The following is a 13,329-nucleotide window of genomic DNA, read 5'->3' as shown; positions in this document are numbered from 1 at the left end:
ATATATTTTGGGTGAACGGCTTCGCTCACCCTAAATTTACTGAAAGTTTATTTAATGAAAAAAAATACATTGGCAACACTCATTGAACTCGCTATCAATGAGGACTTAGATAATATTAAACAGAACGCTGCTGAGAGCGTTTTTATCTTTGACCGTTTAGTTCTCAAAGGACAGTCAAGTACTCTTTTTGCACCACCGAATGCTGGCAAAACCTTATTAATCATCAACCAACTGAAACAAGCTCATGCAGCAGGTCTTACTAACGATCTATCGGTCTTTTATATAAATGCTGATGACACTCAAAATGGAGTTATTGAAAAAACTGAAATTTTGGAAAGTATTGGGGTTCACGTGCTTGTTCCCGGATATAACGGCTTCGAATCACATTCTCTGTTAGCCATCTTAGACGGATTATCTGATGATGATGCAGCAAAGGATGTTGTGATCATTGTGGATACTCTTAAGAAGTTCGCTGACACAATGGACAAAAAACATATGCGTAGATTTGGTATCACTGTCAGAGATTTTGTTATGAGGGGGGGAACCTTTATCGGTTTAGGTCATACCAACAAAAATCGAGATGGCGACAACAAACTTGTCTATTCTGGGACATCAGATCTTGTCGAAGACGTAGATTGTATCTACATGATGGACATTAAATATGACAATACTGACGAAAATGGAACCCAAACAAAACACATTCAACTGATAAACCAAAAACTCCGTGGTAATAATGCCCTTGAGCTGACATTCGCATACCAAAAAGCAGAAAGTTTGAAGTATGTTGATATGATAAATTCTGTTCGAAATATCGATGAAAATACGCATACAAAGGCAAAATCTTTACAAGATGAAGTGTTTAAATATAATGATTATCTTGATAAGTACCCTGATGCCGTTTCATTAATAAAGTCTGTTTTAGATGGCAATAAGATGGATAAAACGGAATTAAGAGATTTTCTTTTAAAAAACACAAAATATGGCCGTGACAAGTGCGCTGAAATAATTGACCGTGTATCTGGTAAGCTCATCAACTTTGAGGTTAGCGGAAAAACAGGGCGAAAGAAAATATATTACCTTATCAACAACGCTTAACTGGCATCAGTTGATTCCGTTTTTTACGTTTATTTAATTAACTGAAAGAACGGAATATCCTAAAGCATGAGCCAGCCATAAACTGGCTCATCCAATTCACTCAAAAAACTTTAAGCTGATTCAACCAGCCCCTTCATCACAAAAACCACTTCCTTACCCTTTATACCCACTCAACATATCGAAGATAACCCGCGCAAATTGTTTGGTTTTGTTCGGGTCAGACAACAACTGCATCATTTGTTCTTGGTGCGCCTCGTTGCTATTCAAAATCGCATCATCAATCGCACGTGGGAAGTCGCCCAGCATGGCTTGCTCACGCGTGTTGTTGGCTATTTGGCTCATCACCGTTTCGTTTTCTGTGAGTTTGTCACGCACCGTAAAGGCATAATTGATCATGTCTTTGTCGGTCAGGTTGTCGGTGACAAACACCTCGTTCAATCGCTCAATGATGTGAGACAGGAACTCTTCTTTCTTATCCTTTGGCTTGGCAGTGCCAACATCGTTGCTTGGGTGCAACTTGTACTCAGGCGTATTCTCTTGAAGCTGAATGTCCTGCTGACGGATCTTCGACAGACGATAGTGGCTCATCACCACATTACCAAGGTCAAGTTCATCCTCTTCAATAACCTTCTCGCGCAGCATTGGACGAAGGTGGCGTGCATAGAGGCTCAGTTTCTCTAGCTCTTTGTCATCGTAATCGACAATCTGTGACATAAACTCATAGAAGCGTACAAAGCTACCTAAATCCTTCTTGAAAATCTCCAAACGGTCTTTCTCCTGCTTACACTCTTTGAAGGTGTTTTCCGCATTAGCGATTAACACGGCATCACCTGTTTTCTTGGTGCGTTCAAACACGTTTTTAGCGTGAATGTATGCTTCTACCGCAGAAGTATAACGCTTGCGCCAACGGTCTATCGCTGGCTTGCAGATATTACTGATAGCCGCATTAGATTTGTTCTTGGTAAAGAAGGCATCAACGAATAGATCTACCTCCGACCATAAGAATATACCGCTAGCACGCAGCTTCTCTGATAGGTCGAAAATCTTGTCAGGGTCAGTGACATCCTCAAGCTCTGCCACTTGATAATAAGGCTGGAAAGCATCAAGAATATCTTGCGGATCGTTGTAGAAGTCGAGCACAAATGTACCACATTCGGCTTTGCCCGGATAAGTTCGGTTAAGTCGTGAAAGCGTCTGTACACATTCAACACCTGCGAGCTTTTTATCCACGTACATAGCGCAGAGTTTTGGTTGGTCAAAGCCCGTCTGAAATTTGTTTGCCACCAGCATCACCTGATAATCATCTGTGTTAAAGGCTTTGCGCATCTCACGACCTTTAAGGTCAGGGTTCATGTTGTGCTCAGTGAACTTCTGATCCATAAACGCAGTGCTGTCTGGGTCAGCAGCGTTAAACTCGACTTCACCAGAGAATGCAACCATGGCACGAATACCCGCATAACCATGCTCAGAAACATACTTATCAAAAGCCAGTTTGTAACGCACCGCCTCTTTACGCGAGCTTGTGACGACCATAGCCTTAGCTTGACCACCCAATAAGCCCATCACGTTCTTTTTGAAGTGCTCAACAATCACCTTCACTTTCTGCGAGATATTGTGGTCATGCAGGCGCACCCAGTTATTGAGTTTCAGCTTGGCTTTGCCTGAATCCACCTCTTTGTCTTCCGCTTCCAACTTCTGCTTGAGCTGATAGATCACCTTGTAATTGGTGTAGTTCCTCAAAACATCGAGAATAAAGCCTTCCTCAATCGCCTGACGCATTGAATATATGTGGTAAGCCACTGGCAAGTTACGTTTAGATGCTGGCTGCTCTGGGTCAGGTCTGCGACCAAACAACTCCAGAGTCTTTGGCTTTGGTGTGGCGGTAAAGGCGTAATAACTCAGGTTAGCACTGCCCCGACGCGCCGCAACAGTGGCATCAAGAATATCTTCTGACGAAAGCTCTATGTCCTCGTCAGCTTCATCCGTCATCAACACTTCTTTGAGCTGGCGAGCCGTTGCACCTGTTTGTGACGAGTGCGCTTCATCAGCAATGATGGCGTAACGACGCTCTTTGAGTGACGTTGAGTTCTCAATCGCCTTTAACACATGCGGGAAGGTTTGAATGGTCACGATGATGATTGGCTGAGACGTTTCCAGTGCCGTTGCCAACTTATCTGATTTAGAGCCATCGCCCTCTTTGCGATTGATACGCCCCACCACGCCATCAGCATGTTCAAACTGATAGATGGTGTCTTGTAGCTGATCATCCAATACGGTGCGGTCAGTCACCACAATCACCGAATCAAACTGCTTGTTGCCGTTGGCATCATGCAAGGTCGAGAGTTGGTGCGCTGTCCATGCAATCGAGTTGGACTTGCCCGAACCTGCACTGTGCTGGATCAGGTATTTATTACCAGTGCCCTCAACAATCGCAGCATCAACCAATTTCGTCACTACATCCCACTGGTGGTAACGCGGGAAGATCAGGGTTTCTTTCTTGGTTTTACGCCCCTCCCAATCTTCCTTTTCTTCAATTTGAAGATGGATAAAGCGCCCGATGATGTTGAGCAAGTTATCTGGGGTTAATACTTCATTCCACAGGTAGTCGGTGGCGTAACGGTTTTCATCTTCAGGAATGTCGTTGCCTTTACCGCCATCATGCGTGCCTTTGTTGAAAGGCAGGAAGAATGTCTCTTCACCCGCAAGCTTGGTTGCCATGTAGACTTCATACTGGCTTACCGCGAAATGCACTAAGGCACCGCGTTTAAAGCTCAAAAGCGGCTCTGGCTTTTTAGTGGCTGAGTCTTTCGGTAAACGGGTCAGTTTGTACTGCGTAATGGCGTTTTCTACCGCTTGCTTAAACTCAGATTTCAACTCAAGGGTAGAGACGGGCAAACCATTAACGAACAGCACCAAATCAATACGCCACTTCTTAGCTTGCTTGCCTGTCGCTTCGAGTTCCGCTTGCGTAGCATACGGGCTGTAAACTAGCTCTGGCACAATACGGCAGATGTTATGCTGATAACGCGCCAAGGTTTCTGGGTTGAGGTTATGTTCTGGCTTAAACTGACACAATTCAAAACGGGCATTGCGGATTTTCAAACCATGACGTAATACGCCCAAAGTGCCAAAGGTACGTGATGCGCGATCAGTGGCGTTCTCATCGGCCTTTTTTAGCTGAGTCACCAAGGCATCGAGAAAGTGGCGCTCTGAGTCAGTCGGGAAGACTTTGCAGAACTTCTCCCACTCTTTCGGCTGCGTCTGTTTGATAAATGTCAGCACATCCGCTTCATACAATGCCGAATCACGGTTGTAGCCCGCGCCAGTGCCTTGTACCCAGCCATTGGCAACCATCTGGCTAACAATGTCTGCCTGAAAAACAGATTCTAGAGTAGGTCGATGTTCTGCTCGATTATTTGAAGGAGTTGGAAGCCTTTCAAACAACATTAACTCTTTAGACTCAAGGCTAGGTTCGTAAGGTTTAGTAATACACACTTTCTTCATTTCTATCACCCGCTCTCGCTGGGGACGCTTAATAGGCGACGCCATTTGCGCAGGCTTTTGTTCATTCTTATTGTCCGTCATGTATTACCTTTAATTGTTGTTTTATCAGGTCACAGCTAGAGTTTTGAATACCTTTAAGCTGAACTTCAACAGGCCTTCTCGACGACGATGCGTCTAAGTCAAATATCAAAAAAGTCCCTCCTGATATTAAAAAAGGAATAATTGATGCTTTGAGCCACTTTACAATTGAATTAAGCTTACCTTGCCGTTGGCTATTTGTTTTACGATTATCTCCAGCACATGCACTGTATTCATCGATTAAGTATTCTTCAAAACTTTCAGTTGTTGATGGAGAGTTTTCAATATTTTTGCGATATTCCTCGGAAGTATCCATAGCAGGTAAATAGCTGTAGGTATTACCCCAAAAAACCTCTATTAACTTATAAACAATCACAGAAAAGACAATGGCACTCATCAACGAGCTAATACAAAAAATAGCGAGTAGAGAAATGGGAGCATTCAAGTCAAAGTTACGAGCCATATAGACAAGCATAGTCGCTCCTGTTGCAACTAAAGCAAAACGGATTTGAGCCTGAGCTGTAATCTCCTTTTTCCTTTCAACTTCAAAAGCAAATTGCTCTCTATAAATCTCTAATACATCCTTCTTATCCACTAACAATCCCTTATTTAAAGATCACCTTGCATCAGCACTTTGGCATCTGGCTGAAACTTAGTAATTAGCGCTTCAACCAATGGCTTAATTTTCTTATCTGCTCTTTTCCCAAAGATCACCTCTTTTATTTCAACATCGATTAGATGGCCTTCATTGCTGAATAAACGTACCTCTTCTTCATATTGCCAACAAGGTGATTTATATCTAAGTATACGCCGTGCTCTATCGTCTCCCTCTTTAGAATCAGAGCGGTGTATAAGATTAGGCTGTCCTTCATATTTGACCCGTAAAGCACATCCAGATTTTTTAGTGCTTTTCAGTGTAACCCCAATGCAAATACCTCGATTACCATTCGAGTAGTGTGCCCACATCAGGTCAATATCTCTTGATGTACTCAAAGAACAGAACTTCTGTTTAGATATCACTGATTCTAACTCTTCAATATCACCAACAGAGTACGAGTCAGGAAAGTTATAACAACCTTCCATAGGATCATTCATTGCGTCAAAAGTTGCAGCGTAGACTCTGGAGTTGACCAATATATCAACTAGGTTTTCAAAGCTATCGAAAGAGCGGTACTTATATAGCACCTCTCCTTTGTCAGTTTCATGCATCCATGAATTAGCCATATAGTTCCCACCGAATTATTTGGATATAGATCTCACCTTGAAAATTGTTCTTTAAAGTTGAGTTGATACTCATAACCCAGCCTCCTGCTGTTGAACTTCTGGATCTGGAGCATGCCAGTTGCGAACATCAATCTTGCCAGTAATAGCGGCAGAGATAAGAGCAGTTCGGCGCTCCTTTAGTAGCTCTATCTGCTTCTGCGCTTGGTCTGCTAACAACGTAAATTTATCAAGTGTTGACTGGACAAATGAAGCTATCTTCTTTTGCTCTTCTTCAGGAGGAACTGGAAAAATAAACTCAATTGCATCAGATACATTAAATTGCTTTTGTGCTGCACCGTAAGAAGCTAAGTCAACCTGTTGTCTGCCAACCCAAATATTCATAGCCGCACAAAGCCAATCAGAATCAAACTCACCTCTCCTTATAATAATAATTGAAGCGCAATTCGAGCCTTCTAAATGCTCTGGAACAACCGCTGTAATTCCCGGATATCCAACACGAATTGACACTAAATCACGATGGTGAAGTTGCGAAGCCTTCAGTTGGTCGCTATCTTTTTGAGAGATTTTACGTGTTTTCGTCAAATCAAAACCGTACTCTTTGACGTCACCACCAAAAATAAAATACGTACCTTCATCCTTCGTATAAGTCGATGGATTTATAACAAGGCCAACCCCTACCTTAGGCGAAATATGTTTTAGCCTTTTTACCACCCAATGCTCTGGCACTTCCCCTAACCACTCCACACCGGAATTTTTCATTGGTGCTTGAGGGTTCAATCCTTTAGTCACCGCATGGCTGATCACCGCTTGTCGCTTCTCTTTCAGCAGCTTAATCAGTTGCTGTTGTTTTTCAATCAAAGTGTCAATCTTGGCGGTTTCGTGATCGAGGAAGTTGGCGATTTGGGTTTGTTCATCATACGAGGGGAGCACAATAATTAGATCGTCAATTTTGCTTATTGTCATGCGACGAAGAGCTGAACCATGGATCATGCTGTTCATCTGATCGACATTAATTCCTGATACCAAGTAGTAATACAAATAACTATTTAAGAGGTTTTCTTTTGGTGTCAACAGCCCTAATGAAGACAGTATGACAAAATCAGGCATGCCTTCTTTGACAATACAAGCTCTACCAATCGTACCATCTTTAGTCAGAAGAACATCACCAATGGATGGCTTACATCCTTCCCTCACTAGGCGTCCATAGTCTTTCGTAGAAATTCTTTTTGCATCTGAAAAGTTAATACTATTTACACCTACATCAGTAACCGATATGAACGGATAGCCATCAGTTTCAATCTTTGGAGAATGATGACTTCCATCTGTTACCTTGCAGTACCTTTTCAAACGAGTACAACGCCAATGGCTCGGAATTTCATCCAGCCACTCGACTCCAGAGTCCTTATATTCTGGATATGCTGCATATTTTCCGTTCAAAGCTACTTTACTCATCTTCCCCACCCCAAAAAATATGTGTACGCCAATCTTCAGGGAATCCCATCGGTGCCAGAGGCACATTTGGGTACATTACGGTTACTAACGCTTTGACTTTGTTATGCCACTGGCTATCTGGGCTAATTTGTCGCATCAAATGCGCCAACATCAACATCACCATATAAATACGACGGCTAGGTTGCACCTTGCTTGGCTCTAATCGATGCGGAAGTTGCCAGTGCTCGCCATGAGGCACTTTGGGCGGTATAGAAAGTTCACGATTCCAGAGTCGGCTATGGTGCGCGCAGCAGTTACGAACAAAATTGAGTGTATGCAGCCAACTCACAAACACCTCTTGTGGTACATCAAAACGCTTGGCAATCCCTTTACGGTCGGCATCTTTTGCCAGCCCTTTATAGAGATGTGAGATAGTCCCGAAGGTCAACTCTTCGACCATAGCCCAGCTTGGCATCAAGCGAGGATGTTGATAGTTATGCTGATAAAAGCGTGGGTAGCGCTCGCGAACTCTTTTATCTATCCTGTTCGCTTTTTCGTCCTCACTTTGGTTACTTCGATTAATTTTAGTTATGTCTTTTTGCAGATCGATAGAATCTCGACTTTGGCAACTTTCTACCTTACTCAACATCCGCTTATGGTTGTAGTCACGCTTAAACAAACTTTCATTCAAATACCAATGTGAACCACTATGCTGTTTCTCGGTTTGATATTTCGTCCCCATATGGTTGTTGAATGTTGCACGTACTGCCACTTCAACTCGTTCAATTGCATCCATGATTAATAGGCGCAGCTCACGATCAAAGGCATAAAGATCAACGATAGATTTAAATTCGACATCGGTCTTAAACTGGTGTGTGTGATCATGCGGAACTTGGAAAGGACGCATATAGCTAGAAAGACGGAAGAAGCTGATCACTTCGAGGTAACGCTTGGCGCGTTCTGGATCACGAATTGTTAGACCACGCTCTTGCAGCAAAGCGATTTGTTCATCTAACGTTTTAGCGGTTTTCGTAAATGTTGCCATCAGTTCCCCTCCGTGAAGGAGAGGACATGAATGGTTAATTTCGGTAAACTGAAGACATAAAAAAGCCCACTCAATTTGAGCATGCTAAGCATAGGCTTGGTGGGCGTGTTAACGTCATTATTGACCACGCCGTCATTTTTAGTCAAGTTAAATTGTTTAGAAAATCGTTCAGTAGCACTAAAATAAGCAGCTAAAAAATACGAATTGATCACGAATGAACCTCACTTAAAAGCTTCATAATATCAGCACTTACGGCATCTAAATCAGCATCAATATCTTCCAGCGCACGCGGTGGCTGATAAACATAGAAATGGCGGTTAAATGGGATTTCGTAGCCAACAATACCTATCTCATTGTCCTTGTCATCACGCTTATCTGGGTTGATCCACGCATCGGCAACATGTGGCTGTACTTCACGTTTAAAGTAGCTTTCAATCAAGGTTGAAGTGCTAACGCTTGGCTCAAGTGGCACGTTCTCGTTATCACGCAAGTCGCCATCTTGCTGGAACTCAACAACCTTACCCTTATAGTCGAACGCACCGTATAGCGGCTGTGCCTCTTCTTTCAGCACTTTTTTGATCACAGGTTCGGCGTCTTGGTTCTTCCACGTTACCGCATCAATAAATTGTTTCTTCTGCTTCGCATCGAATTTTATGCCAGTGGCCTTGAATGCGCCTTTCAAGGTCAGTTCAAACTGGTTGAAGTCGTCAGATTGCTGCACCTTTCCACCAAGTTTGTCACCTACAGCACCTTGCAGGGCGTTCGCCGCATCCATCAGGGCTTTTTGATTCAGCCACAGCTTGCTATTCAGCACATCTTTGATTTGCTTTTCTTTTAGTTCAGGAAATTCAGCTTTGATCAGCGCACGCACTTCAGCTTCTACTTCAATCAGCGTACCGTATGTATCCTGAGTCCACTCTGTACCAAACTGTTCAAAGACTGCCTGCATTACGGCATTAAATGGCTTGGGAGCAAAGCGCAGTGATTCCACCGCTTCATCGGTGATTTGTGCTGACAGACGCAGTGGACGCTCTATGGTTAGTCGTCGGTAGCCAAACTGATAAGTATCAAATATCTTGCTGGCAAAGTGTTTTTGGTTGTCCGTCACACCATCTTTGGTCAAGGTGTCGATTTCTTCAAAGTCACCAAAGTTCTTCGTGATGGTGCGAATTTCTTCATCAGTTAAATAGTGACGCTTAGAGCCTAATGACTTACGCATTTTCGTACTTAAGTTAGCGCCATTAATCAACTGCACTTTGCCCTTACGTGCTGGGTCTTTTTTGTTACTCAGAACCCAAACATAGGTCGCAATGCCTGTGTTATAGAACATATCGGTAGGCAGCGCGACAATCGCTTCAAGTAGATCAGCTTCAAGGATGTAACGGCGTATTTCACTCTCACCGCTACCCGCACCACCAGTAAATAGTGGTGAACCATTAAGGATGATGCCGATACGACCTCCATCGATCACTTGGTTATCGACATTCTTCTTATCACGCATCTTGCTGATAAGGTGCATCAAGAACAGCAACGAACCATCAGAGACTCGCGGCAAGCCTGCGCCAAAGCGTCCATCAAAGCCTTTTTGCTGGTGCTCGTCTTTGATTTCACCTTCAATCTTTTTCCAATCCACACCAAACGGCGGGTTAGACAGCATGTAGTCAAACTTGTCGGCGGGCAGTTGGTCATTTGACAGAGTATTACCTAGCTTGATGCAGCTAACATCTTGCCCTTTGATTAGCATATCTGCCTTACAGATAGCATAGGACTCTGGGTTTAGCTCCTGACCAAACGCACGCATCACCGCTTTTGGGTTGAGTTCGTGCACGTATTCCATGCCTGAAGAGAGGAAGCCACCTGTACCCGCTGTTGGGTCATAGATGGTACGGATGATGCCATCTTTGGTTAGGGCTTCGTCATCTTCCATAAACACCAAAGAGGTGGTCAGGCGCACGATGTCACGCGGGGTAAAATATTCACCAGCGGTCTCGTTTGAGCCTTCCGCAAAGCGGCGGATCAACTCTTCAAACACCAAGCCCATATCGTGGTTGGAAATGCTGTTTGGGCTAAGGTCGGTGGTGGCAAACTTCTTCACCACTTTGTAAAGCAGATTGGCATCTTCCAGCAGCCCGACAAACTCGTCGAACTTGAAATGCTCGAAGATTTCACGTGCATCCTTGGAGAATGACTGCACGTACTTCTCAAGGTTCGCCTTGATGTTGCTTTGTCCCATCTTGCCAAGGTTCATTGGCGAGGTGTTGAAGAAAGCCAATCCATCCGGCTGCATAGGTGATTGGGTTGCTCGTAGCAACATCTTTTCGCGCTGGTTTTCATCCAGTGGATCTTTACCTGCTGCAACCATAGTTTCGCTTAATTTATCTACTTTTGAAATTTCAGCGAGTACCACATCTTTGCTTGGCTCTAGTACACACTCAAGGCGACGAAGTAGGGTAAACGGCAGGATCACACGGCCGTACTGGGATTGTTTAAAGTCACCGCGAAGCAGGTCAGCCACTGACCAGATAAAGGCAGCGGTTTGGGAGAAGTTGTTGTTAGTCATTGTAAACAGCACAATTGAGAAAATTGCGCTGATTATACCCTACGGCTCATATGGTGACAGCGACATCTAACAAAAAAGCGCCCTTTCGGACGCTTAAATCAAATAACCAAATATAAATTGCTACTGATCCAATCAGCTTTTATACGGAGGTGTTGCATCTAATATTTGCTTAGCGAGCAATTCCAGTATATCAGTGACTTTGGTCTCTCTCGCTTTCAATAGTGCCTTTACGTTATCGATCGTAGCTGCCAAGTTCTCGCCTGTGGCAACATCCTCTAATCTATAAGCATCATTAGCATGTTCTGTCACTTTTTTAACCCATGCTCGTCTGTATAGGTTTTTCACTGAATCACCCTTGGTAACAAAACCAGCGTTCATCGCTCCTTCAAGCACTAAGCTCTCAAGATCTGTGGTTTCAAGGTCTTCTAAATCATGCAGAAGTTGAATTAAATCCAAAGCGGAAGTTTCTTTTTCCATATCGTTTATTTAAAGAGTAATAACTATTTTTTCTTTATTCAAACGATGGCATTTTTTGAAAAGGGGGTAGTTAAGAAGGGTCTCCATTCTTGCCAGTGACAACGCGAAGCGGTTGTCCTATCTGGAACCTGCCATAAATAACAAAAATAACTCAAAGGTTATTTGCAAATACAAAAATAAATTTCTATGTTTATAAAAAATAGAGATTCATGCTTAAAAACTGGACTGTAACAACACAACCCGTTCGCCTCGCATCTGACGGCATAATGATGCGCGAACGTTACCTTCTAAACACCAAACACGCTAACCACAAATACACCGAAGACCTCGTATCACTCTTCGGCTGTGCCGATACCTCCAAGCGCATTGCTCTTACAGGCGAACATTTCAGGCTTAAGCAACAGCTAAATAACCGCCGTGGTGGTCGCCCACTATCGAGCTACGCGATGGAATATTGCCTTACGTTGCCAAGGGGCTACAGACCTAGCTATGAGCAGTGGCAATCCATTGTCAAAGATTGCTGCATCAAGCTGGCTAAATACTGCAAGCTGACAAAAGCTGAGTTCGCACAGTATCGACAGCAGATCCGCGCTGTATTACACCAGCAAAACCAAGAAGGGCAAAAAGGCACTGGTGATCATGTCCACCTAATCATTGGCAAAGTGGTTCGTGGGCGCGTTTTGAAGGAGTTGCAGAAAAAAGGCGCGACAAAACTCTTGAAGCAAACTTTCAACCATGCGGTTTTGCAACATGTCGGAATAGATTACCGGAGCTATGAACCAATTGAAAAAGAGAAAGGACGACGGTTGAGTACTTGGCAGTATCAATATGAAAAAGCCAATCAAGCTTTAGAAATCGAAAAACTGATTAAGAAGATGCGAAGTCAGTTTGATAAGTGGCTTAAGGCAAAAATTGATAGTGATTGGTGCCAAGTACGCAGACAAAGCAATCGCCTAATTCAAACGCAACTCGCATTAGAAAAGATGCCATTGACTTCCCACCAAACAGAAACAATAAAAAATATTATAAAACAAAAAGGTAAACTATGAATTACATTATTAATGAAGCAATTGCCGCTGCGCCAGCCCGACGTTATTTTGTCGCCACTGCCGACAGCTTAGAATCTGCTATGCAGAAACTTACGGTTCTACTTGAGAAAATATCCTACGAAAGTGCTCAGCAGGATGGTCTACGACTTTTCATAACTCATCCATGTGGTTATGAAGAGCGGGTCAAGCTAGAAGATGTCTGCAAGCTTACTTATGGAAGGTGCTCAGACTGTCAAGCCATTATCACATTTGAGGATAATAGAATTTTAAACGACGTCTATGAAGACTTCGACTATGACAAACAAGACCGCTGTGCTAAATGTATTGATAGATTTTTTGATGAATAGATTAATTAACTCACGTATTGGAACATATACCGTACAATCGGTGAAAGGTTTCTAAAGCACAATAGATTAAATTGCAAATACTATTGCCGATGCCATTCCTAGCGAAGTGCGAAAATACACTTCGCTTCATTTCGTTTTAGAACACCTTCCTATAACGCCGCAGATGCAAATATCAAGGTTGTGACTCTCTATAAAACTTCAGACGCCAGTTCAACTCCCATTCAGGGAGCTGAACTGGCGTCCTTAACTTAGGATAATAAGCTTCCATATTGATACTGGCCTCATATGGTACTAAGATAAGGTACTAAAGGGTTATTCTCAAAAATCACAAACACCCTAACCTATTGAAGTGACTGTTTTTTAAGGCAGTTGAAGGTGAGTCCCGCCAGCTCCACCAAACGTTTGGAAAAGGTCACCTTCGGGTGGCCTTTTTTGTATCAACTGTGCCGTCCTAAATAAGGTTGACACTTTCCACCCCCAAAATTGGAGAGTGTTATGAAATCAACAACTAAAAGAACT

10 protein-coding genes are annotated in these 13,329 nt (G+C 43.2%); 3 read left to right on the top strand and 7 right to left on the bottom strand.

The window, feature by feature from the left end; translation table 11 throughout:
• Positions 1-54: 54 nt before the first annotated feature.
• On the top strand, positions 55-1,095 hold the full coding sequence (locus tag R7F67_RS16310) for a hypothetical protein (protein ID WP_154119501.1): 1,041 nt from the start codon (positions 55-57) through the stop codon (positions 1,093-1,095).
• 153 nt (positions 1,096-1,248) lie between these two features.
• Here R7F67_RS16310 and R7F67_RS16305 read toward each other — a convergent pair whose 3' ends face one another.
• From R7F67_RS16305 to R7F67_RS16275, 7 genes are all read right to left on the bottom strand, one after another.
• Complete coding sequence (locus R7F67_RS16305; RefSeq protein ID WP_407830132.1) at positions 1,249-4,542, bottom strand: type I restriction endonuclease subunit R; 3,294 nt, start codon at positions 4,540-4,542, stop codon at positions 1,249-1,251.
• Between the two features lie 124 nt (positions 4,543-4,666).
• Positions 4,667-5,272, bottom strand: a complete 606-nt coding sequence (locus R7F67_RS16300; RefSeq protein WP_140272034.1) for a hypothetical protein — start codon at positions 5,270-5,272, stop codon at positions 4,667-4,669.
• Between the two features lie 14 nt (positions 5,273-5,286).
• Positions 5,287-5,901, bottom strand: a complete 615-nt coding sequence (locus R7F67_RS16295) for a DUF2971 domain-containing protein (RefSeq protein WP_234499394.1) — start codon at positions 5,899-5,901, stop codon at positions 5,287-5,289.
• A 69-nt stretch (positions 5,902-5,970) separates the two neighbouring features.
• A complete protein-coding gene (locus R7F67_RS16290; RefSeq protein WP_234499395.1) occupies positions 5,971-7,353 on the bottom strand; it encodes a restriction endonuclease subunit S in 1,383 nt (460 codons plus the stop codon).
• Positions 7,346-8,377, bottom strand: a complete 1,032-nt coding sequence (locus R7F67_RS16285; protein WP_234499396.1) for an Abi family protein — start codon at positions 8,375-8,377, stop codon at positions 7,346-7,348. The genes R7F67_RS16290 and R7F67_RS16285 overlap by 8 nt, the downstream gene beginning before the upstream one ends.
• 208 nt (positions 8,378-8,585) lie before the next feature.
• Entirely contained in the window at positions 8,586-10,937 is a 2,352-nt protein-coding gene (locus R7F67_RS16280) for a class I SAM-dependent DNA methyltransferase (RefSeq protein WP_234499397.1), read from the bottom strand.
• 132 nt (positions 10,938-11,069) lie between these two features.
• Positions 11,070-11,414 carry a hypothetical protein gene (locus tag R7F67_RS16275; protein ID WP_140272030.1) on the bottom strand — a complete coding sequence of 115 codons (345 nt, stop codon included), beginning with the start codon at positions 11,412-11,414 and terminating at the stop codon, positions 11,070-11,072.
• A 209-nt stretch (positions 11,415-11,623) separates the two neighbouring features.
• Between R7F67_RS16275 and R7F67_RS16270 the strand changes: the two genes are divergently transcribed.
• Positions 11,624-12,463, top strand: coding sequence for a hypothetical protein (locus R7F67_RS16270; protein WP_318057271.1), 840 nt, complete (start codon positions 11,624-11,626; stop codon positions 12,461-12,463).
• Positions 12,460-12,810 carry a hypothetical protein gene (locus R7F67_RS16265; RefSeq protein WP_005381666.1) on the top strand — a complete coding sequence of 117 codons (351 nt, stop codon included), beginning with the start codon at positions 12,460-12,462 and terminating at the stop codon, positions 12,808-12,810. The genes R7F67_RS16270 and R7F67_RS16265 overlap by 4 nt, the downstream gene beginning before the upstream one ends.
• Positions 12,811-13,329 lie beyond the last annotated feature (519 nt).

The organism is Vibrio sp. YT-17, from assembly GCF_033337375.1.
In the GTDB taxonomy this organism is placed as follows: Bacteria; Pseudomonadota; Gammaproteobacteria; order Enterobacterales; family Vibrionaceae; genus Vibrio; species Vibrio alginolyticus.
Note: the sequence above shows the minus strand (reverse complement) of the source record. Positions and strands in the feature narration are given on the sequence as shown.

Excerpts from the sequence above, each read along its gene's own strand:
- R7F67_RS16310 (WP_154119501.1), top strand. The coding sequence starts at position 55 with ATGAAAAAAAATACATTGGCAACACTCATTGAACTCGCTATCAATGAG.
- R7F67_RS16285 (WP_234499396.1), bottom strand. The coding sequence starts at position 8,377 with ATGGCAACATTTACGAAAACCGCTAAAACGTTAGATGAACAAATCGCT.
- R7F67_RS16270 (WP_318057271.1), top strand. The coding sequence starts at position 11,624 with ATGCTTAAAAACTGGACTGTAACAACACAACCCGTTCGCCTCGCATCT.
- R7F67_RS16275 (WP_140272030.1), bottom strand. The coding sequence starts at position 11,414 with ATGGAAAAAGAAACTTCCGCTTTGGATTTAATTCAACTTCTGCATGAT.
- R7F67_RS16265 (WP_005381666.1), top strand. The coding sequence starts at position 12,460 with ATGAATTACATTATTAATGAAGCAATTGCCGCTGCGCCAGCCCGACGT.
- R7F67_RS16290 (WP_234499395.1), bottom strand. The coding sequence starts at position 7,353 with ATGAGTAAAGTAGCTTTGAACGGAAAATATGCAGCATATCCAGAATAT.
- R7F67_RS16305 (WP_407830132.1), bottom strand. The coding sequence starts at position 4,542 with ATGTTGTTTGAAAGGCTTCCAACTCCTTCAAATAATCGAGCAGAACAT.
- R7F67_RS16280 (WP_234499397.1), bottom strand. The coding sequence starts at position 10,937 with ATGACTAACAACAACTTCTCCCAAACCGCTGCCTTTATCTGGTCAGTG.
- R7F67_RS16295 (WP_234499394.1), bottom strand. The coding sequence starts at position 5,901 with ATGGCTAATTCATGGATGCATGAAACTGACAAAGGAGAGGTGCTATAT.